At 70.4% G+C, this 19,526-nt stretch carries 20 protein-coding genes; 9 read left to right on the plus strand and 11 right to left on the minus strand.

Annotation, left to right across the window (positions count from 1 at the left end; translation table 11 throughout):
• Nucleotides 1-194 precede the first annotated feature (194 nt).
• The gene (locus tag RBJ65_RS40840; protein WP_306322412.1) at nt 195-836 is read right to left on the minus strand and encodes a DNA-3-methyladenine glycosylase; all 642 of its coding nucleotides are present in this window, start codon (nt 834-836) and stop codon (nt 195-197) included.
• A gap of 158 nt (nt 837-994) precedes the next feature.
• Between RBJ65_RS40840 and RBJ65_RS40845 the strand changes: the two genes are divergently transcribed.
• From RBJ65_RS40845 to RBJ65_RS40855, 3 genes are all read left to right on the plus strand, one after another.
• Nucleotides 995-1,777 carry a sporulation protein gene (locus RBJ65_RS40845; protein ID WP_306322413.1) on the plus strand — a complete coding sequence of 261 codons (783 nt, stop codon included), beginning with the start codon at nt 995-997 and terminating at the stop codon, nt 1,775-1,777.
• Between the two features lie 43 nt (nt 1,778-1,820).
• Nucleotides 1,821-2,363, plus strand: coding sequence for a YbhB/YbcL family Raf kinase inhibitor-like protein (locus RBJ65_RS40850; RefSeq protein ID WP_306322414.1), 543 nt, complete (start codon nt 1,821-1,823; stop codon nt 2,361-2,363).
• 173 nt (nt 2,364-2,536) lie between these two features.
• The gene (locus RBJ65_RS40855) at nt 2,537-3,043 is read left to right on the plus strand and encodes an HNH endonuclease (protein WP_306322415.1); all 507 of its coding nucleotides are present in this window, start codon (nt 2,537-2,539) and stop codon (nt 3,041-3,043) included.
• A gap of 65 nt (nt 3,044-3,108) precedes the next feature.
• Here the strand turns inward: RBJ65_RS40855 and RBJ65_RS40860 are convergent, their stop codons facing one another.
• From RBJ65_RS40860 to RBJ65_RS40870, 3 genes are all read right to left on the minus strand, one after another.
• Nucleotides 3,109-4,062: an SPFH domain-containing protein gene (locus RBJ65_RS40860; protein WP_306322416.1), complete on the minus strand. Its 954-nt coding sequence runs from the start codon at nt 4,060-4,062 to the stop codon at nt 3,109-3,111.
• 159 nt (nt 4,063-4,221) lie between these two features.
• Nucleotides 4,222-4,653, minus strand: coding sequence for an NfeD family protein (locus RBJ65_RS40865; RefSeq protein WP_306322417.1), 432 nt, complete (start codon nt 4,651-4,653; stop codon nt 4,222-4,224).
• Between the two features lie 70 nt (nt 4,654-4,723).
• Complete coding sequence (locus RBJ65_RS40870; protein WP_306322418.1) at nt 4,724-5,521, minus strand: ABC transporter ATP-binding protein; 798 nt, start codon at nt 5,519-5,521, stop codon at nt 4,724-4,726.
• A gap of 165 nt (nt 5,522-5,686) precedes the next feature.
• Here RBJ65_RS40870 and RBJ65_RS40875 point away from each other — a divergent pair, with 165 nt between their 5' ends.
• Nucleotides 5,687-6,484, plus strand: a complete 798-nt coding sequence (locus RBJ65_RS40875; protein WP_306322419.1) for a hypothetical protein — start codon at nt 5,687-5,689, stop codon at nt 6,482-6,484.
• Between the two features lie 126 nt (nt 6,485-6,610).
• Here RBJ65_RS40875 and RBJ65_RS40880 read toward each other — a convergent pair whose 3' ends face one another.
• From RBJ65_RS40880 to RBJ65_RS40895, 4 genes are all read right to left on the minus strand, one after another.
• Nucleotides 6,611-6,850, minus strand: a complete 240-nt coding sequence (locus RBJ65_RS40880) for a chaplin (RefSeq protein WP_306322420.1) — start codon at nt 6,848-6,850, stop codon at nt 6,611-6,613.
• A gap of 216 nt (nt 6,851-7,066) precedes the next feature.
• A complete protein-coding gene (locus RBJ65_RS40885) occupies nt 7,067-7,312 on the minus strand; it encodes a chaplin (RefSeq protein ID WP_306322421.1) in 246 nt (81 codons plus the stop codon).
• Between the two features lie 192 nt (nt 7,313-7,504).
• Nucleotides 7,505-8,146 (minus strand): response regulator transcription factor, encoded by a 642-nt coding sequence (locus RBJ65_RS40890; protein WP_306322422.1) that lies wholly within the window; start codon nt 8,144-8,146, stop codon nt 7,505-7,507.
• Entirely contained in the window at nt 8,139-9,284 is a 1,146-nt protein-coding gene (locus RBJ65_RS40895; protein WP_306322423.1) for a GAF domain-containing sensor histidine kinase, read from the minus strand. The genes RBJ65_RS40890 and RBJ65_RS40895 overlap by 8 nt, the downstream gene beginning before the upstream one ends.
• Before the next feature lie 195 nt (nt 9,285-9,479).
• Here RBJ65_RS40895 and RBJ65_RS40900 point away from each other — a divergent pair, with 195 nt between their 5' ends.
• From RBJ65_RS40900 to RBJ65_RS40910, 3 genes are all read left to right on the plus strand, one after another.
• A complete protein-coding gene (locus RBJ65_RS40900) occupies nt 9,480-10,175 on the plus strand; it encodes an SDR family oxidoreductase (RefSeq protein ID WP_306322424.1) in 696 nt (231 codons plus the stop codon).
• Complete coding sequence (locus RBJ65_RS40905; protein ID WP_306322425.1) at nt 10,175-11,257, plus strand: S-adenosylmethionine:tRNA ribosyltransferase-isomerase; 1,083 nt, start codon at nt 10,175-10,177, stop codon at nt 11,255-11,257. The genes RBJ65_RS40900 and RBJ65_RS40905 overlap by 1 nt, the downstream gene beginning before the upstream one ends.
• 320 nt (nt 11,258-11,577) lie before the next feature.
• Nucleotides 11,578-12,330, plus strand: coding sequence for a transglycosylase SLT domain-containing protein (locus RBJ65_RS40910; protein WP_306322426.1), 753 nt, complete (start codon nt 11,578-11,580; stop codon nt 12,328-12,330).
• 103 nt (nt 12,331-12,433) lie between these two features.
• Here the strand turns inward: RBJ65_RS40910 and RBJ65_RS40915 are convergent, their stop codons facing one another.
• Nucleotides 12,434-14,956: an FHA domain-containing protein gene (locus RBJ65_RS40915; RefSeq protein WP_306322427.1), complete on the minus strand. Its 2,523-nt coding sequence runs from the start codon at nt 14,954-14,956 to the stop codon at nt 12,434-12,436.
• Between the two features lie 238 nt (nt 14,957-15,194).
• Here RBJ65_RS40915 and RBJ65_RS40920 point away from each other — a divergent pair, with 238 nt between their 5' ends.
• A complete protein-coding gene (locus tag RBJ65_RS40920; RefSeq protein ID WP_306322428.1) occupies nt 15,195-16,850 on the plus strand; it encodes a streptophobe family protein in 1,656 nt (551 codons plus the stop codon).
• Nucleotides 16,851-17,236: 386 nt separating this feature from the next.
• Nucleotides 17,237-18,478 carry a phosphoserine phosphatase SerB gene (serB, locus tag RBJ65_RS40925; protein WP_306322429.1) on the plus strand — a complete coding sequence of 414 codons (1,242 nt, stop codon included), beginning with the start codon at nt 17,237-17,239 and terminating at the stop codon, nt 18,476-18,478.
• 94 nt (nt 18,479-18,572) lie between these two features.
• On the opposite strand, the gene RBJ65_RS40930 is transcribed toward serB, so the two are convergent.
• Nucleotides 18,573-19,091, minus strand: a complete 519-nt coding sequence (locus RBJ65_RS40930) for a histidine phosphatase family protein (RefSeq protein ID WP_306322430.1) — start codon at nt 19,089-19,091, stop codon at nt 18,573-18,575.
• 113 nt (nt 19,092-19,204) lie between these two features.
• Nucleotides 19,205-19,414: a hypothetical protein gene (locus RBJ65_RS40935; protein WP_306322431.1), complete on the minus strand. Its 210-nt coding sequence runs from the start codon at nt 19,412-19,414 to the stop codon at nt 19,205-19,207.
• Nucleotides 19,415-19,526: the final 112 nt, after the last annotated feature.

Genomic DNA, 19,526 nt, shown 5'->3' on the forward strand with positions numbered 1-19,526 from the left:
TGTCCACTACGTTAACCGATTCTCTCGGTAACTCATAATCGAGTTCAGCGAGTTCGGATTTCGGCATGCGAGCACGCCGAAGAGACCCCGCCGAGGGAAGTCGTAACTAGTGGTTTGGCCGCTTCCGGTGGTCGGCTGAGAGCCTGTTCCGGTTTCAGCGGCTCGGGCCACATTACGGATCCCGTTGGGGCGCGTCAAGTTGAGCGGCGGCGCGGGGTATGGGCCCGATAAGGGCTGACTGTTGGGTCGTTGGCGGACCAGAAGCGCCACGGGTGGACGCCGCCCTCGCCGGAGACTCCGGTTCGTGGGCCGTTGCGTACCTGGTCGGTGGGTACGGGGGTGCCGTGAAGGACCGTCAGCGGGGAGTCGGTGGCGGCGCAGGCGTCGGTGCCGTTCAGGGAGCGGTCCACGCCGAGGGCCGTTGCCAAGCGTGCCGGACCTTTGGCCAGTTCCTTGTCATGGCGGGCCGATAGTCGACGTTTGCGGGCCAGTTCGGCGCCTTCGGTGATCTCGCCGGCGCGCAGCAGCACCGCGCTCGCCCTGCCCTCTTCTCCGCAGACCAGGTTCATGCAGTGCCACATGCCGTACGTGAAGTAGACGTACACGTGCCCGGGCGGACCGAACATCACGCTGTTGCGGGCCGTGCGACCTCTGTAGGCGTGTGAGCCGGGGTCGTTGGCGCCGTCGTAGGCCTCCACCTCTGTGAGGCGGAGTTCGATCGGACCGTCCGGGGTCTGGCGGACCAGTGTGCGTCCCAGGAGGTCGGGGGCGACTTCCAGGACGGGTCGGTCGAAGAACTCACGCGCGAGGGGCGTACGGTCAGGGGCCGCGATCATGCCGTCCGAGGGTAGTGGAGTGGGCGGCGTGGGAACGCGCGGAACCGGGCGCGGGCATCCCGCGTTTCAGCAGTAACAGCACGAGCAGCAGTGGTGTCGTCAGTCGTCAAGAGATCGCGTGCGCGTGGAGCGCGTACGTATACGGAGGAGATCGAGTCATGGGGTTCAAGCGGCTGTTGGCGAGTCTGGGTGCGGGCGGAGCGTCCGTGGAGACGGTGCTCACCGAGGTCAATGTCGTGCCCGGTGGTGTCGTTCAGGGCGAGGTGCGGATCCAGGGCGGGTCGGTCGACCAGGAGATCGAGGGGCTTTCCGTCGGTCTGCAGGCGCGGGTCGAGGTCGAGGGCAACGACCAGGAGACGAAGCAGAACATCGAGTTCACCAAGGTGCGGCTCGGAGGTGCCTTCCCGCTGAAGGCCGAGGCCGTGCACGCCGTGCCGTTCGGCCTTGAGATCCCGTGGGAGACGCCGGTCACGACGATCGACGGGCAGCAGCTGCGCGGCATGAACATCGGGGTGACCACCGAGCTGGAGATCGCCCGGGCCGTGGACTCCGGCGACCTCGACCCGATCAATGTGCACCCGCTGCCGTCGCAGCAGGCGCTCCTCGACGCCTTCATCCGGCTCGGTTTCCGCTTCAAGAACGCGGACATGGAGCGGGGGCACATCCGGGGGACCCGGCAGAAGCTGCCGTTCTACCAGGAGATCGAGTTCCACCCGCCGCAGCAGTACCGGGGGCTCAACCAGGTCGAGTTGAGCTTCGTCGCCGACGACCGGGAGATGGACGTCGTACTGGAGATGGACAAGAAGCCGGGGGTGTTCAGCGAGGGCAGCGACACGTTCCGGTCGTTCGTCGTCGGGCACCACGACTTCCAGGGCACGGACTGGTCGGCGTATCTGCACCAGTGGCTGTCCGAGGTCGGCGGCAAGAGGAACTGGTTCTAGTGTGGAACCAGTGATTCCGTAGACAGATCCAGGAGGTGTCGTTGTGACCGAGCAGCCCAAGAGGGCTTCGCTTCCTCATGAGTTTCATCCGCAGGTGCCGTCGTTCACCGTCGTGAGCCAGGACTTCGAGCCGGGTGGGACGCTGGACGACGCGCAGGTGTACGCGGCCGGGAACACGTCGCCGCACCTGCGTTGGGAGGGTTTCCCGGCGGAGACCAAGAGCTTCGCCGTGTCGTGCTTCGACCCGGACGCGCCGACCGGCAGCGGGTTCTGGCACTGGAGCGTGTTCGACATCCCGGCCTCGGTGACGGAGCTGCCGGTGGGCGCCGGCAGCGGCAAGTTCGAGGGGCTTCCCGAGGGTGCCGTGCAGGTGCGCAACGACTACGGGACGAAGGAGTTCGGGGGCGCCGCGCCGCCTCCCGGGGACCCCGCGCACCGTTATGTGTTCACCGTGTACGCGGTGGATCAGGAGAAGCTCGGCCCGGACTCGGATGCCACCCCCGCCTTCGTCGGGTTCAACCTGCGCTTCCACACGATCGCGCGCGCCCAGGTCATCGCCGAGTACGGGGCGCCCGCCGAGGGCTGAACCACTCCCCTGCGTTCACTGAACGTTTGCCCGCCTCTGGTCATGGAATTGATCAGGGGCGGGCATTTTTTGCGTGGGGCCACAGTTAATGCGTTGTCCATCTCGGCAGGTCCGGCCAGAGTTGACGCACGGACGCCGAGGGGTGATCCGGTGCGTAACGGGAGGTGGGCAGAGTGCGGGACACATTGGTGTTGAACGCGAGCTTCGAGCCGCTCTCGACGGTCACGCTGAATCGAGCCGTCGTGCTGGTACTGCAGGACAAGGCCGTCGTCGAGCAGTCCCACCCCGAGCTGCGCATGCGCGGTGCCGAGGTCGATATCCCGGTGCCCCGGGTGATCAGACTGTGCAGGTACGTCCGGGTGCCGTTCCGAAGACGCGCTCCGTGGTCCAGGCGGGGTGTGCTCGTACGGGACCAGCACCGGTGCGCGTACTGCGGCAGGCGGGCGACGACCGTGGACCACGTGGTGCCGAGGTCGCAGGGTGGCGCGGACTCGTGGTTGAACACGGTCGCGTCCTGCGCCGCGGACAATCACCGCAAGGCGAACCGGACGCCCGAGCAGGCGGGGATGCCGTTGCTGCGGCAGCCGTTCGAGCCGACGCCGGCCGACGCGATGCTGCTGTCGCTCGGTGCGGGTGGGCGGACCGAGTTGCCGGAGTGGCTGGCGACCACGGCCGCGTAAGCACATACGCATAAAAGTGCGGGGCCCGCCGACTGTGAAGTCGGCGGGCCCCGCACTGTGCGCTGTCAGTCGATCGGCGGCTGTTCGCGGCGCGGCTGCGGCGGCGTCGGCATCACCGGCGGTGTCTTCGCGTCGCTGCCGCCCGGTGAGCCGAAGTTGCCGAACGCGCCCGAGAGGCCCTTCAGGGCGTCGCCGATCTCGCTGGGGACGATCCAGAGCTTGTTGGCATCGCCCTCGGCGATCTTCGGGAGCATCTGGAGGTACTGGTACGAGAGCAGCTTCTGGTCCGGGTCTCCGGCGTGGATGGACTCGAAGACCGTACGGATGGCCTGGGCCTCGCCCTCGGCGCGCAGGGCGGCTGCCTTGGCCTCACCTTCGGCCTTGAGGATCGCGGACTGCTTCTCACCCTCGGCCGTGAGGATCTGGGACTGGCGAATGCCTTCGGCGGTGAGGATCGCGGCGCGCTTGTCTCGGTCGGCGCGCATCTGCTTCTCCATCGAGTCCTGGATGGAGGTGGGCGGCTCGATGGCCTTGAGCTCGACGCGGTTGACGCGGATGCCCCACTTGCCGGTGGCCTCGTCGAGGACGCCGCGCAGCGCCGCGTTGATCTCCTCGCGGGAGGTCAGGGTCCGCTCCAGGTCCATGCCACCGATGATGTTGCGGAGCGTGGTGACGGTGAGCTGTTCGATGGCCTGGATGTAGCTGGCGACTTCGTAGGTGGCGGCCCGCGCGTCGGTCACCTGGTAGTAGATGACGGTGTCGATGTTGACGACCAGGTTGTCCTGGGTGATCACCGGCTGCGGCGGGAACGGGACGACCTGCTCACGGAGGTCGATGCGGTTGCGGATCGAGTCGATGAACGGGACGACGATGTTCAGTCCCGCGTTCAGCGTGCGTGTGTAGCGGCCGAAGCGCTCGACGATGGCGGCGCTGGCCTGCGGGATGACCTGGATGGTCTTGATCAGCGCGATGAAGACCAACACCACCAGAATGATCAGGACGATGATGATCGCTGACATCGAGTCTCCCGTGCCCCTCGTACCGTTCGTGCCGTCTCGTACGTCATGTCGTGGTCCCGGCGTCCCAGCGCCGGAAGATCATGAGCCTTGCGCGTCGAGTCTGTCAGAACTGCCCACGTGACGGGGCTGGTTCGGGCCACATCAGGGGCCGCTTCGGGGTTACATGACGATCGCCGTGGCGCCCTTGATGTCGACGACGTCGACCTCGTGGTCCTTGTCGAACGCCGCGTCCGGGTCGAGGGTGCGGGCGGACCAGATCTCGCCGCCGATCTTGACGCGGCCGCCCCGGCCGTCGACGCGCTCGACGACGACGGCCTGCTGGCCCTTCAACGCCTCGACGCCGGTGGCCAGTTGGGGTTGCTGGGCGCGGTGCCGCGCGGCCACGGGGCGTACGACCAGGATGAGCGCGCAGGAGACGACCGCGAAGACGAGGACCTGGAGGATGACACCGCCGCCCATGCCGGCCGTGACGGCGCCCGCGACGGCTCCGACGGCGAGCATGCCCAGTTCGGGCATGGCGGTGATGACGAGCGGGATTCCGAGTGCGGCCGCCCCGATCAGCCACCACACCCATGCGTCGATGTCTGCCACACGGCCATGGTAGATCGGCAACTCCCGCGCGGACAGGGGCCGTCCGGCCCGCGCGGGGGCGTGCGGAGCCTCAGCTCAGGGGCAGGCCGGTGGCGGTCCAGCGGCCGTTGTTCTCCTCGACGACCAGCGGGAGGCCGAAGCACTTGGAGAGGTTGCGGGAGGTGAGCTCCAGCTCGATCGGGCCCGCGGCGAGGATCCTGCCCTGGCGGATCATGAGGACGTGCGTGAAGCCGGGGGCGATCTCCTCGACGTGGTGCGTGACCATGATCATCGAGGGGGCGATCGGGTCCCGGGCGAGGCGGCCGAGGCGGCGCACCAGGTCCTCGCGGCCGCCGAGGTCGAGCCCGGCGGCGGGCTCGTCGAGGAGCAGCAGCTCGGGGTCGGTCATCAGGGCGCGGGCGATCAGCGTGCGCTTGCGCTCTCCTTCGGAGAGCGTCCCGAACCTGCGGTCCAGGTACTCGCTCATGCCGAGGCGGTCGAGGAACGCGCGGGCGCGCTGCTCGTCCACGTCCTCGTACTCCTCCTGCCAGCCGGCCGTCATGCCGTACGCGGCGGTGAGCACGGTCTGCAGGACGGTCTGGCGCTTGGGCAGCTTGTCGGCGAGGGCGATGCCGGCCATGCCGACGCGCGGACGCAGCTCGAAGACGTCGGTGCCGGGCTTGCCGAGGGTCTCGCCGAGGATGGTGGCGGTGCCGCTGCTCGGGAAGAGGTAGCTCGAGGCGAGGTTCAGGAGGGTGGTCTTGCCGGCGCCGTTGGGTCCGAGGATGACCCAGCGCTCCCCCTCCTTCACCGACCAGGAGACCTGGTCCACCAGAGCCCGGCCCTCGCGGACCACGGATACGTCCTCCAGCTCCAGTACATCGCTCATGAGCGCGTTGTCTCCCATTGCAGTCTCGTCTGTTCGCGGCGTCCGTCAGGCCTTCGCATAGTTCCTGCTCGGCGCGGCCCCCAAGGAAAACCTACGCCACCGCCCCCACGGACCTTTCCATCGGTCTGGCTTTTGGTGGCTTTGCGGGCTTCTAAGGTGGGGCGCATGCTCACTGAACCACGCTCCGGCCTCCTCGCGGCCTGGGGAAATGCCCTTCTTGGCGGATTTGTCGCACCCGATGACGCGGCGCTCGCGATCGTCGGCGAGGACGCGTCGCACCGCGTGGCGGGGCTGCCGGGCGAGGACGGGCCGGTCGGCCTGACGCTCGCGCTGGGCCGGCTGCGGGCGCTCGGCGTCGGCGGGCTGCGGGTGGCGCTGCCCGCGCCGGGCCATCCGCTGGGTCTGAGCGGTCCGCCGGAGTTCAACGCGCGGGCCCTGGAGGCCGAGGAGGCGGTGGTCTGTCACGGCGCCGCGCTGGGGCTCGTGCCGGAGGTGTACGAGGTGGGGCCCGAGGGCGACGTCCACGTCTCGGTGATGTGGCACTGCCTTCCGGTGCGCGAGGCGCCGCCGGCGGATGTGCCCTCCCTCGGCGAGGCCGAGCGGGAGCTGGCGGAGGCGCTGCGGGAGGCGACGGAGGTGCTGACGCGGCTCGACGTGGCCGGGTCGGGGCCGGTGTCCGAGGCCGCCGTGGACGCGTACCGGGCGCGGGCCGAGCGGGGGCGGGAGGCGCTGGCGCCGGGGTATCCGGGGCGGGCGGTGCGGGTGCTCGAGCTGGCGCAGCGGGTGGGGCTGCTGATCTCGGTCGCGTACGACAGTGGGCACGGGGGCGCGGTGAGCGCTTCGGAGATGGGGGCGCGGGCGCTCGCGCTGCGGCCGGTGGAGCGGACGGCGCGGCGCGCGCAGGTGGCCGCGTACAACGCGTTCGTGGAGGACCGGGAGCGGGGCCGGGAACGCGGCCAGTGACGCCGGGGTACGGGGCCCGAGGAACAGTGCCTGGGGAACAAGGCCCGGGGAACAGGGCCCTGGGATGGGAAAGGCCCCCGCGGACCGTGTCCGTGGGGGCCTTTCGTGCCTCGGCGGCAGTGAACGTCAGCCGTTCGACGCCGAGTTGCCGAACGCCGGGTTCAGCAGGCCGATCACGTTGGCGCTGTTGCCGGAGGCGTTGACCGGAACGTGGACCGGAACCTCGACGGAGTTGCCCGAGCCGACGCCCGGCGAGCTCACGGCGGAGCCGTTGGCGTCGGAGTCGGCGAAGGCCGCACCGGCGGAGGCACCCGCGGCGAGACCGGCGATGGAGACGGCCAGGGCGGCCTTCTTGGCGATGTTCATGAGAAGCGTTCCTCCAGATATTGCGTTCCGACCCCAGCCGCGGGGTCGCACGCTGAGAAACGCCTGGGGCGCGCGGCGGACACGGGGCGGACTCTCGATCCGCCCGATTGGATCAATAGGCCGACGATTCGGCCAATGGCGCTATCGAACACGGGAATTGACAGCCCATCAGTCCGTGCGCCCAGTCCGTGCGCCGCCTACGCACCCCCACAGGCGTCAGCCGTTGAAGCCGTCGTTCGCGAACGCCGGGTTCAGCACGCCGATCACGTTGGCGGTGTTGCCCACGGCGTTCACCGGAACGTGGACCGGAGCCTGGACCAGGTTGCCGGAGCCGACGCCCGGCGAGTTCGTGGCCGAGCCGCCCGCCTCCGCCCCGTTGTGGGCGGAAGCGAGTCCGGCACCGGCGGCGACCAGGCCACCGGCCACGACGGTGACGGCAGCGGCCTTCTTCAGGTTCTTCACTTCTGGATCCTCCTAGCGATCGCCGCGGCAGGCAGCCGCAGCACGCTCTGGAGAACGCCGCGCCACCCGAAGGGATGCGCCGTACGGGGGACAACTACACGACGGTATGAATTCCGGTACGGAGCGGAACGCTCCGTATTGCCGCTCCGGCGGTGCGCCCGCGCGCGCCGACCGGCCCGTGACGTCGCGTCCTCATCCGGTGACCCCGTGCCGTACGGCCCACAGCGCCGCCTGGGTGCGGTCCGCCAGGTCGAGCTTCATCAGGATGTTCGAGACGTGGGTCTTCACCGTCTTCTCGGAGAGGACGAGGGCGCGGGCGATCTCCCGGTTCGAGCGGCCGTCGGCGATCAGGCCGAGCACCTCGCGCTCGCGCTCGGTGAGTGAACCGCCTCTCCCCTGCCCGTTGTTGGTCTCCTCCTGGGTGAGCAGCGCGCCCGCCACTTCGGGTTGCAGCAGGATGTGGCCCGCGTGCACGGAGCGGATGGCGCCGGCCAGGGCGTCCGGGTCCACGTCCTTGTAGACGTAGCCGGCGGCGCCCGCGCGCAGGGCGGGCACGACGGTGCGCTGTTCGGTGAAGCTGGTGACGATCAACACCTTGGCTGGGTTGCCGAGTTCGCGGAGTCGGCGCAGCGCGTCGACGCCGTCCATGACCGGCATCTTGACGTCCATGAGGACGACGTCGGGCTTCAACTCCTCGGCGCGGGCGACTCCTTCGGCGCCGTCCGCGGCCTCGCCGACGACCTCGATGTCGCCCTGCACTTCGAGGAAGGTGCGCAGGCCCCGGCGGACCACCTGGTGGTCGTCGACAAGGAGCACCTTGATTGGGTCAGCCACCGGGGACCTCCATCTCGATCGTGGTGCCCTTGCCGGGCTCCGATTCCACTGTGAGTCTGCCGCCGACGCCGCTCGACCGGTCGCGCATGGAGACGAGGCCCAGGTGGCGGCCCGCGCTGCGGATCGCCTTCGGGTCGAAGCCCGCCCCGTCGTCGGTGACGCGCAGGACGGCGCCCTGGCCGCGCTTGTCGAGCGTGACCCGGACCTTCTCGGCCCCGGAGTGCCGCAGCGCGTTGTGCAGCGCCTCTTGGGCGACGCGCAGCAGCGCCTCCTCCTGGGCGGCGGGGAGCGCCTTGATGCCGCTGGTGGTGAAGGTGACGTGCGCGGCGTGGGCCCGGTCGAGGACCTGGATCTGGGTGCGCAGGGTGGCCACCAGGCCGTCCTCGTCGAGGGCGGCGGGGCGCAACTCGACGACGGCGGCGCGCAGTTCGTCGACGGCCTCCGCGGCGAGCTCCGCGACGTGCCCCAACTCGTCCTTGGCGCGCGCCGGGTCACGGTCCATCAGAGTCGCGGCGGCCTGTGCGGTCAGGCGCAGCGAGAAGAGCTTCTGGCTCACCGCGTCGTGCAGTTCGTGGGCGATGCGGGAGCGCTCCTCGGCGATGGTGAGCTCGCGACTGCGCTCGTACAGGCGGGCGTTGGTGAGGGCGATGGCGGCGTGCTGGGCGAGGATGCCGAGCAGTTCCTCGTCGTCCTGGGTGAAGCCGCAACCGCCTTGTGGCTTCGGGCAGTTCTTGTTGGCGAGGAAGAGGGCGCCGATGGTCTCCTCGCCGTCCTTGATGGGCAGGCCGAGGAAGTCCGACATGTCCGGGTGGGCGGAGGGCCAGCCCTCGAAGCGGGGGTCCTCCCGGACGTCGGCGAGGCGCTCGGTCTTCGCGTCGCGGAGCATCGCGGCGAGGATGCCGTGCTGGCGCGGCAGCGGGCCGATGGCCTTCCACTGCTCCTCGCTGACGCCGTCGACGACGAACTGGGCGAAGCCCCCGTGGTCGTCGGGCACGCCGAGCGCCGCGTACTCGGCGTCGAGCAGCTCGCGGGCCGAGGCGACGATCGTCTTGAGGACGTCGCGCACCTCGAGGTGCCTGCTCATGGCCAGGAGCGCGGCGCTCACCGCGGCCAGGCCGGTCCGTGGACGGTGACTCATGACCTCACCGTACCGGCGGGGTGTGACAGCCGGATCGGACCGCGGGAGCCGTTCGCCTAGGTCGGTCGGCGTAGGGCGAAGGGCCTTGCCTTGTTGCTGCTCGCGGACGAGGTGCGGGGCGGGGCCGGGTTCCTACGTTGAGGGCACGACGCACAACGGATGACGTACTCGGACGTAATCAAGGGGACGGTTGTCATGACGGTAGCGATCATCACGGGGGCCTCGCGGGGGTTCGGCAGGGCGCTGGCCGCGGCGCTGGCCGAGCGGGGCTGGGATCTGGTGCTCGACGCGCGCAAGGCCGGGCCGCTGGAGACGGTGGCGCAGGAGCTGCGCAAGCACGGTGGGGCGGTGACGGCCGTGCCGGGGGATGTCGCGGACGGCGGGCATCGGGTGCAACTGATCGCGGCGGCCCGGGAGTTGGGCGGGCTCGATCTGGTGGTGAACAACGCGAGCGTGCTGGGCGCGGAGCCCTTGGTGCCGCTCGACGCGCACTCGCTCGACGACTTCCGTGCCGCCCTTGAGGTCAATGTGGTGGCGCCGCTTGGCCTGCTCCAGGAGGCGTTGCCGCTGCTGCGTGCGGCGCCGGCCGGTGCGGTGATCAGCATGAGTTCGGACGCGGCCACGGAGGCGTACGCCACCTGGGGCGGCTACGGGGCGACGAAAGCTGCGCTCGACCATCTGTCGGCGGTGCTCGCTGTGGAGGAGCCGGGGTTGCGGGTGTGGGCGGTCGATCCGGGCGGGATGCGCACGGACATGCTGGCGGCGGCCGAGCCGGACGAGGATCTCAGCGAGGTGCCGCGTCCCGAGGACGTGGTCCCTGCCTTCCTGGACCTGCTGGAGCGGCGGCCCGCGAGCGGGCGCTACTCGGCTCCGTCCCTCCTGGAGGCGTGATGACGGTGGCGCTGCGGGTACCGGAGGAGCTGTCGGCGCGGGTCCCGGCGGAGGAGCGGGGGCCGGGCCGGGACAGAGCGTCCGTGCGCCTCCTGGTGTCGCACGGCACCGAGGTCGCGCACCACCGCTTCACCGAGCTGCCGTCCGTGCTGCGGGCCGGGGATCTGCTCGTCGTCAATACGTCTCCTACGTTGGCGGCCGCCGTGGACGGGACGCTCGGCCACGCGCGCGTGGTCGTGCATGTGTCGACGCGCGGCGACGACGGGCGCTGGGCGGTGGAGCTGCGGGAGCCGGACGGGAGGGGCACGACGCGGCCGCGCGCCGGGGGCCCTGCGGGGTCGGTGGTCGTCCTCCCCGGCGGCGTACGCCTCGTATATGAGGAGCCGCTGGTGGCCGGGGGCGAGCGGCTGTGGTGGGTGCGGGCGAGCGGGGACCTGGCCGCGGTGCTCGGGCGGTACGGGCGGGCGATCCGCTACGCCTATACGGAGCGGGATCAGCCGCTGGCCGCCTACCAGACCGTGTTCGCGCTGCCGTACGCCGACGGGGCGGGCAGTGCCGAGATGCCGAGTGCGGCGCGGCCCTTCACGGAGGCGGTGGTGTCGCGGCTGGTGAGCCGGGGTGTGCAGTTCGCGCCGATCACGCTGCATACGGGGGTGGCGTCCGCGGAGTCGCACGAGCCTCCTTATGCGGAGCGTTTCGAGGTGCCCGAGGCGTCGGCCCGGCTGATCAATGCCGCGCGGGCCGCCGGGCAGAACGTGATCGCGGTGGGGACGACCGCCGTACGGGCCGTGGAGTCCGCCGTCGGGGTCGACGGGGTCGTGCGAGCGGCGCGCGGCTGGACGGAGCTCGTCGTGACGCCGGAGCGCGGGGTGCGGGTGGTGGACGGGCTGCTCACCGGGCTGCACGAGCCGGAGGCCTCGCATCTGCTGATGCTGGAGGCGGTGGCGGGGCGGGCCGCGGTGGACCGCGCGTACGAGGCGGCGCTGCGGGGGCGCTACCTGTGGCACGAGTTCGGGGACGTGCACCTCATCCTCCCGGAGGAGAGGCCTCACGCAACGCATTGCAATGGCAACTGCGCGTGAGTTCGGGAGGGGGTGGTTGTGACGCCGCGCATAGGGCCCACGTCACGTACGAACGTCCCTAGTGGATAAGTAAGGGACTTAAGTCCCGAGGCCGTGCGGGGACAGGAAGTCGGACATCGGCTTCCTGTCCCTTTTCGTACACCCCCGGTCCACTACCCGGCTTCGTACGTCACACCTTTGCCTCGGCATTTTGCGGCCGCTAAGAATGTCCAGCGTTGCTCGGCGCCGCGGGGGCCTACCCCCGGCGTTCGTGTCCTAAACACGACGATCCGATCCCCCGGGTCTCCGAGTGGCTTCCGTTCTTAGAGAGGTCCCATCTCATGTCCAAGCACGCCAACGCCGGCCATAGTCAGCTGACCCGCACCCACAAGTTCTCGCTCGGTGGTGTCGCGGTCCTCGGTGCCGCCGCCCTCGCGGTGACGCTGGTGCCGGGTCACGACACCGAGGCCACCGCCAAGGACGCGACGGTCGCCGCCGCTCCGGTCGCGTTCACCACGGACGCCGGCGCGAAGCAGATCTCGGACGTGCACTCCAGCGTCGCCGACCAGACCGCCGCCGCCCAGAAGGACGCCAAGGAAGAGGCCGCCAAGAAGGCCGCCGAGGCGAAGAAGAAGGCGGAGGAGAAGAAGGAGGCCGAGGCGAAGGCCAAGGCCGAGGCGAAGGAGAAGGCGGAGGCCGCCGCCAAGGCCGCCGCCGCGAAGAAGGCCGCTGCCGAGAAGGCCGCCAAGGCCGCCGCCGCCAAGCCGACCTACGCCAACAACCTGGACGGCTGGATCAAGGAATCCCTCGCCATCATGAAGGAGAAGGGCATTCCGGGTTCGTACGACGGCCTGCACCGCAACATCATGCGTGAGTCGGGCGGCGACCCGAACGCGCAGAACAACACGGACGTCAACGCCCAGAACGGCACGCCGTCCAAGGGTCTGCTCCAGGTCATCCAGCCGACCTTCGACACGTACCACGTCGACGGCACGGCCAACAGCCTGACCGACCCGGTCGCCAACATCGTGGCCGCGGCGAACTACGCGGCCGACAAGTACGGCTCCATCGACAACGTGGACAGCGCGTACTGATGCCTGTAGCTGGGACCTCCAGGTCCGGCACTCGCTGAACCCCCACGGCACGAAGGGCGGCACCCATTGGGTGCCGCCCTTCGTGTGTCCCGTAGGAGGTCGGTTACTTGCGCATGACCTCGGGCTCGTGGCGGCGCAGCAGGCGCGCGACGGCGAAGCCGCAGACGATGCCGAGGACGATCAGGACCGTCAGGTTGATGCCCCACTGGGCGACCGAGTGCTCCCACAGCGGGTCGAGGTCGTTCGGCTTCTTCGGGTCCCACGGCGGCATCAGGTGGCCGAGGTCCAGGGTGGCGCCGGCGGCGCCCACCGCCCAGCGGGACGGCATAAGCCAGGCGAACTGTTCGAGGCCCACGGTGCCGTAGATCTGGAAGAGCACGCCGGTGAACACGACCTGGACGATCGCGAACATGACGAGCAGCGGCATCGTCTTCTCGGAGGTCTTCACCAGCGAGGAGATGACGAGGCCGAACATCATCGACGTAAAGCCGAGCGCGATGATCGAGACGCACAGTTCGGCGGCCGGCGGCAGGACCAGGCCCTCCTTCGGCAGCTCGCGCGGGGCGAAGCCGATGGCGCAGATGATGACGCCCTGGAACGCGGTGATCACGCCGAGCACGATGACCTTGGACATCAGATACGCGGAGCGGGACAGGCCGGTGGCCCGTTCTCGCTCGTAGATGACCCGCTCCTTGATCAACTCGCGTACGGAGTTGGCCGCGGCGGAGAAGCACATGCCGACCGCGATGATCAGCATGATGGTGCCCGCGTCCCCGTTGAACTTGGCCGGTGGCTTGGGCGGGCCGAGGCCGAAGTCGGCCGGGATGACCACCGAGACGATGCCGAGGACGGCCGGCAGTATCACCATGAGGCCGAGGAAGCCGCGGTCGGAGGCGATCACCGAGCAGTAGCGGCGGATCAGCGTGAACAGCTGGGAGCCCCAGGGCTGCGTCTTGGGCGCCTTGATCGCGGCGGGCGGCGGCACCTGGATCGACTGCGCGGCGACGGCGTCGATGTCGGCCGCGTACATCTGGTAGTGCTGCGAGCCCTTCCAGCGGCCCGCCCAGTCGTAGTCGCGGTAGTTCTCGAACGCCGAGAACACGTCGGCCCACGTCGTGTAGCCGAAGAAGTTGAGGGCCTCCTCAGGCGGGCCGAAGTAGGCGACGGCGCCGCCCGGGGCCATCACCAACAGCTTGTCGCAGAGCGCCAGTTCCGCCACGGAGTGGGTGACGACGAGGACCGTGCGGCCGTCGTCGGACAGTCCGCGCAGGAGCTGCATGACGTCGCGGTCCATGCCCGGGTCGAGGCCGGAGGTCGGCTCGTCGAGGAAGATCAGCGACGGCTTGGTGAGCAGTTCGAGGGCCACGGACACGCGCTTGCGCTGGCCACCGGAGAGGGAGGTGACCTTCTTCTCCTTGTGGATGTCCAGCTTCAGCTCGCGCAGCACCTCGTCGATGCGCTGCTGGCGCTCCTGCTCGCTGGTGTCCGCGGGGAAGCGGAGCTTGGCGGCGTATTTGAGGGCCTTCTTTACGGTGAGTTCCTTGTGCAGGATGTCGTCCTGCGGGACCAGACCGATGCGCTGGCGCAGCTCGGCGAACTGCTTGTAGAGGTTCCGGTTGTCGTAGAGGACGTCGCCCTCGTCGGCGGGGCGGTAGCCGGTGAGCGCCTTGAGCAGCGTCGACTTCCCGGAGCCCGACGGGCCGATGACGGCGATCAGCGACTTCTCGGGGACGCCGAAGGAGACGTCCTTGAGGATCTGCTTGCCGCCGTCGACGGTGACCGTCAGATGGCGCGCAGAGAAGGAGACGTCACCGGTGTCGACGAACTCCTCGAGCCGGTCGCCGACCAGGCGGAACGTGGAGTGGCCCACGCCCACGATGTCGGTGGGGCCGAGCAGCGCCGTGCCGCCCTTGGGGATCGGCTGGCCGTTGACGTACGTGCCGTTGTGCGAGCCGAGGTCGTGGATCTCGAAGCGGCCGTCGGGCGACGCGTGGAACTCGGCGTGCAGCCGCGAGACCTGGAGGTCGGAGACGACCAGCTCGTTCTCCAGGGAGCGGCCGATGCGCATGACGCGGCCGAGCGCCAGCTGGTGGAACGTGGTGGGGCTGCGGTCGCCGTAGACCGGCGGCGCCCCCGCGACTCCGCCGGCGCCCTGCTGCCGCGGCACCTGCTGCGCCTGCGGCTGCTGCTGCCACTGTTGCGGTGCCTGCTGTTGCCGCGGCGCCTGCTGGGACCAGCTGGGCTGCGCCTGGTACTGCTGGGGCGGCGGCTGTTGCGCGAGGCCGGCGGCCTGCTGCTGCGCCTGGTGCGGCGAGGCCACGGCGGCGGCGCGGGCGCTGCCCTGTGCGTTGAGCCGCGGGCCGTCGGTGGAGTTTCCGAGGTGCACGGACGAGCCGGGGCCGATCTCCATCTGGTGGATCCGGTGCCCCTGCACAAAGGTGCCGTTGGTGGAGCCGTGGTCCTCGATGACCCAACTGCGGCCGCCCCAGCTGATCGTGGCGTGACGCCAGGACACCCTGGCGTCGTCGAGCACGATGTCGCCCTGCGGATCGCGTCCCAGGGTGTACGGCCTGGACGGGTCGAGCGTCCAGGTCCTTCCATTCAATTCCAGTACGAGTTCAGGCACTCCATGCCCCACTGAGTTGTCCCCCGAGTTGTGCCCCCGTCATGGGGAGTCTAGGGATGTCGAACATCGTGAGGAACTATTTCAGGAAGCCCTCCGTGACCGAAAGGCGGGCCTTGCGCCGATCCCCGCCGGGACTCTCGTATTCCCCTTCGCACCCGCCCCGTTGACGCCGTAGATGCGGCCCCGGAGAGTGGTGAAGTCCCCTAAGGGGCAGGGCGGGTGGATCGGGGGGTCCTTGATGTCCGTGACGGCGAGCGGCCACGAGACCGAGTCACGCGCGCGATTGCCCGTGGGCGATCTGCTGCTGTCCGCCGTCGCCGCGGTGAGCTGGGCGTTCATCGCGATGGCCGGAGTCGCGGCGCTCGGCCTGCACTTGCTGGAGGCCGACACGGTGGCCTCGCTCGGCCCGATGACGGCGGCCGTGGTGGCGCTCGGGGCGGGCGGGCGCGTGACGCCGTCCGGGGACGTGTCGGCCTTCGGCCTCAAGGGCGCGCAGGCGGACACCTCGATCGACGTGTGGCCGCTGGGCGTCGGCCTGGTGGGGGCGCTCGTGCTGGGCTGGTTCTTCCTACGTTCCCTGCGGGCGGCGGGCGTTGAGGTGGCGCCCCGCGAACTCCTCGCGCGCGCGGGCGCCGTGGTGGCGCTGTTCGTGGCGATGATGGGCGGCCTCGCGTGGGCGGGGCACGACGTCATCACGCTCAACGGTTCGCAGTTGGGGCTCGACGAGATTCCGGGCGCCGGGAAGGGGATTCCGGAGGGCATCGCGGACAAACTGCCGGGCGGGATCGGCGGGTTGCTGCCGGATCGGCTCAGCGACCTGGTCAAGGCGAAGGCGGACGTCGGGTTCACCGTGGAGACGGTGCCCTCGCTGCTGGGCGGTGCGGGGTTCGTGGTGGGGGTGCTGGTGATCGCGCTGCTCGCGTCGCGGCGGAGTCCGCTGCCGCGGGCGCTCGCGCCGCTGCACCGGATCGTGCGGCCCGCCGCGTCGTCGCTGGTGGCGGTGTTGCTGATGGCGGTCGTCGCGGGTCTCGCGGCGGCGGTGTACGCGATGGTCGGCGACGACCATCCGAAGCGGATCGCGGGCGCCGCGCTGCTCGGGGCGCCCAACGGGACCTGGCTCGGCATCCCCATCGGCCTCTTCGTGCCCTGGGACGGCAAGGCCACGGGTGCGCTCGCGAAGCTGCTGCCGGATCCGCTCGACGAGCTGTTGCGGGTGTCGGCCGACGAGCCGGTGACGCTTGGGCGGCTCGCGGAACTCGACGGCAGGGTGTGGCTGTTGGGGGTCGCGGCGGCCGTGATGATGCTGCTGGCCGGGGTGTTGGCGGCGGCGCGTACGCCGGTGGTCGGAGGCGTGTGGGGGTTCGCGGGGCGGTGCGGGCTGCGGCTCGGGGGTGTGACGGCGCTGGCGCTGCCGCTGCTTGTGTGGCTGACCGATGTGTCGGCGGGGGCCTCGCTGTCGGTGCTGGGGTTCGACGCGTTCGGGGCGGGCATCGAGTTGCACGGGCGGGTCGGGATGGCGTTGCTGCTCGGGGTGGCGTGGGGTGTGGCGGCCGGGGTGCTGGGGGCGCTGTTGGCGTATGGGACGGGGGCGGCGGGTGGGCGGGTCGCGCCGCTCGCGTTGGCGGGTGCGGGTGCGGGTGCCGGTGCGGGTGCGGGTGCGGCGCCGGGCGCGCCGGGTGAGGCCGCGGGGCCGTATCGGCCGAGTCAGCCGTATCGGCCGGCCGATCCCGATACGAATCCGTATCTGCGGTCGCCGTACGACGGGGCGGCGGGGGCGCCCACGGTGGCGAGTCCCGTGCAACCGCCTCGGCGGCGGCGCCGGTCCGGGGACACGGGGTGGCCTGCGCCGCCACCGCCTCCGCCGCCGCCGTCTCCGGGGGGCGAGGACCGGTAGCCGTCACCCGTGCATCGGTCACGGGGCTCCGCCCCGGACCCCGCTGCTCAATCGCCGCAGGGGCTTAATCGTGCCCACCCGCCGCCGGGCTTGATTATGCCCGCGCGCCGCCGGGCTTGAGCATGCCCACCCGCTGCCGAGCTTGATCATGCTCACCCGCCGCCGAATTCGAGCATGCCCACTCGCTGGGGAGCTTGATCATGCTCACCGGCCGCCGGTCTCGAGCAGGCTCACCTGCCGCAAGTGCTTGATCATGCCCGCGCGGGAGGGCCATATGGAGCCCCTGCGGCGATTGAGCAGCGGGGGTCGGGGCGGAGCCCCGTGGGCGTGCGGTGGGTGACCTTGATTGCGGCGTCCGTACAAAGGCCCGATAACGTAGACCCATCATGAGCGCTTCGCAGCCCCAGCCCACCGCTGATGCCCAGCCCGTGGACGTGCCGGCCGACGTCCCCACCCTCCTGGTCAAGATCTTCGGCAAGGACCGGCCCGGCATCACCGCCGGGCTCTTCGACACCCTCGCCGCCTACTCCCTGGACGTCGTCGACATCGAGCAGGTCGTCACGCGTGGCCGGATCGTCCTGTGCGCCCTGGTGACCCAGCCGTCGGCCGGGCTCGAAGGGGATCTGCGGTCGACCGTGCACAGCTGGGCCGAGTCGATGAAGATGCAGGCGGAGATCATCTCCGGCATCGGCGACAACCGCCCGCGCGGCACCGGCCGCTCCCACGTCACCGTCCTCGGTCACCCGCTGACCGCCGAGTCGACCGCGTCGATAGCGGCCTCCATCACCGGCACCGGCGGCAACATCGACCGCATCTTCCGCCTCGCCAAGTACCCGGTGACCGCCGTCGAGTTCGCGGTGTCCGGCACCGGCACGGAGGAGCTGCGCACGGTCCTCGCCCTGGAGGCGGCGAAGCTCGGCGTGGACGTGGCGGTCGTCTCCGCCGGTCTGCACCGGCGCGCGCAGCGGCTCGTCGTGATGGACGTCGACTCGACGCTCATCCAGGACGAGGTGATCGAGCTGTTCGCGGCGCACGCGGGCTGCGAGGACAAGGTCGCCGAGGTGACGGCGGCGGCGATGCGCGGCGAGTTGGACTTCGAGCAGTCGCTGCACGCGCGCGTGGCGCTGCTCGCGGGGCTCGACGCCTCGGTCGTGGAGAAGGTGCGCAGCGAGGTCCAGCTGACGCCGGGCGCCAGGACCCTGATCCGTACGCTGAAGCGTCTCGGCTACCAAGTCGGCGTCGTCTCGGGCGGGTTCACGCAGGTCACGGACGACCTGAAGGAGCGGCTCGGGCTCGACTTCGCGCAGGCCAACACGCTGGAGATCGTCGGCGGGAAGCTGACCGGCAGGGTCACCGGCGAGATCGTGGACCGCGCGGGCAAGGCGCGGCTGCTGCGCCGGTTCGCCGCCGAGGCGGGGGTGCCGCTGGAGCAGACCGTGGCGATCGGCGACGGCGCGAACGACCTGGACATGCTGAACGCGGCCGGGCTCGGCGTCGCCTTCAACGCCAAGCCCGTCGTCCGCGAGGCCGCGCACACCGCGGTGAACGTGCCGTTCCTCGACACGGTGCTCTATCTGCTGGGCATCACGCGCGAAGAGGTCGAGGCGGCCGACACGCTGGAGGCCTGACGGCCGGACGTATGCGAGTGACGTGGGGCCCGGTACCGGCGGTCGGTACCGGGCCCCACGTCGTACGTTCAGTGGCAGGTCGTGCGATGGCCGGTTATTCGCTCGGCGCCCAGTAGTCGACGAGCGTGGCCGTGCCGGGCTCCAGGCCCTTCCACGCTCCGGTGAACGTGAGCACGGAGAACGCCGCGGTCGGGAAGCCGCGCTGGTTCAGCCGCTGCCGGGCATCGCCCTCGGCCTCGCCGGCGAGGATCTCGGAGAGGGCCTGCACGCCGGGGTTGTGGCCGATCAGGACGACGTCCCGCACGTCGTCGGGGGTCTCGTTCAGTACCGCGATCAGTTCGCCGGGGGACGCTTCGTAGATCCGCTCCTCGTACACGGTCCGAGGTCGCTCCGGAAGCTCGTGCACGGCCAGCTTCCAGGTCTCACGGGTGCGCGTTGCGGTCGAGCAGAGGGCCAGGTCGAAGGAGATGCCGGAGTCGGCCAGCTTGCGGCCGGCGACGGGGGCGTCCCTGCGCCCTCGCTCGGCGAGCGGCCGCTCGTGATCGGAGACCTGGGGCCAGTCCGCCTTGGCATGCCGGAAAAGGACAATCCTGCGGGGTTCTGCGACGCTCATGCGTCCCAGCTTCGCATGAAACCGGCCGCCGGGCGCAGGGAGTTGACGGGGTCACCCGGCACGAGTGAACGGCGTACAGGGGCGCTGGTGGAGCGGACGAACGGCGTACGGACTCACTGGCCGAGCACCAGGTCCTTCGCACGCCCCAATATGTGGACGAGGCTCGGGTCGCCCGCGGTGGCCTGGGCGTCGGCCGGGTTCAGGATCAGCAGGAGCAGCGCCACGAAGGCCACGGCCGGGAGCACGATCGCCCACCACGGCAGCCGGATGTCGACACGACCCGTGGCTGCCGGGTGGGGCCGGGAGTGGGTGGGCGCCGACATGGATGCCTCCGAGGTCCGTTTCCGTCTGTCCGCTTCGACGGTACGGAGTCCGGGGCCGCGAACCCATCCGGTGATCCACCCACTTCACCCTGACACTGGCCCCCTAGGGGAT

The organism is Streptomyces sp. KL109B (assembly GCF_030766935.1).
In the GTDB taxonomy this organism is placed as follows: domain Bacteria; phylum Actinomycetota; class Actinomycetes; order Streptomycetales; family Streptomycetaceae; genus Streptomyces.

Excerpts from the sequence above, each read along its gene's own strand:
- RBJ65_RS40840 (WP_306322412.1), bottom strand. The coding sequence starts at position 836 with ATGATCGCGGCCCCTGACCGTACGCCCCTCGCGCGTGAGTTCTTCGAC.
- RBJ65_RS40845 (WP_306322413.1), top strand. The coding sequence starts at position 995 with ATGGGGTTCAAGCGGCTGTTGGCGAGTCTGGGTGCGGGCGGAGCGTCC.
- RBJ65_RS40860 (WP_306322416.1), bottom strand. The coding sequence starts at position 4,062 with ATGTCAGCGATCATCATCGTCCTGATCATTCTGGTGGTGTTGGTCTTC.
- RBJ65_RS40870 (WP_306322418.1), bottom strand. The coding sequence starts at position 5,521 with ATGAGCGATGTACTGGAGCTGGAGGACGTATCCGTGGTCCGCGAGGGC.
- RBJ65_RS40875 (WP_306322419.1), top strand. The coding sequence starts at position 5,687 with ATGCTCACTGAACCACGCTCCGGCCTCCTCGCGGCCTGGGGAAATGCC.
- RBJ65_RS40880 (WP_306322420.1), bottom strand. The coding sequence starts at position 6,850 with ATGAACATCGCCAAGAAGGCCGCCCTGGCCGTCTCCATCGCCGGTCTC.
- RBJ65_RS40895 (WP_306322423.1), bottom strand. The coding sequence starts at position 9,284 with ATGAGTCACCGTCCACGGACCGGCCTGGCCGCGGTGAGCGCCGCGCTC.
- RBJ65_RS40900 (WP_306322424.1), top strand. The coding sequence starts at position 9,480 with ATGACGGTAGCGATCATCACGGGGGCCTCGCGGGGGTTCGGCAGGGCG.
- RBJ65_RS40905 (WP_306322425.1), top strand. The coding sequence starts at position 10,175 with ATGACGGTGGCGCTGCGGGTACCGGAGGAGCTGTCGGCGCGGGTCCCG.
- RBJ65_RS40910 (WP_306322426.1), top strand. The coding sequence starts at position 11,578 with ATGTCCAAGCACGCCAACGCCGGCCATAGTCAGCTGACCCGCACCCAC.
- RBJ65_RS40920 (WP_306322428.1), top strand. The coding sequence starts at position 15,195 with ATGTCCGTGACGGCGAGCGGCCACGAGACCGAGTCACGCGCGCGATTG.
- serB (WP_306322429.1), top strand. The coding sequence starts at position 17,237 with ATGAGCGCTTCGCAGCCCCAGCCCACCGCTGATGCCCAGCCCGTGGAC.
- RBJ65_RS40930 (WP_306322430.1), bottom strand. The coding sequence starts at position 19,091 with ATGAGCGTCGCAGAACCCCGCAGGATTGTCCTTTTCCGGCATGCCAAG.
- RBJ65_RS40935 (WP_306322431.1), bottom strand. The coding sequence starts at position 19,414 with ATGTCGGCGCCCACCCACTCCCGGCCCCACCCGGCAGCCACGGGTCGT.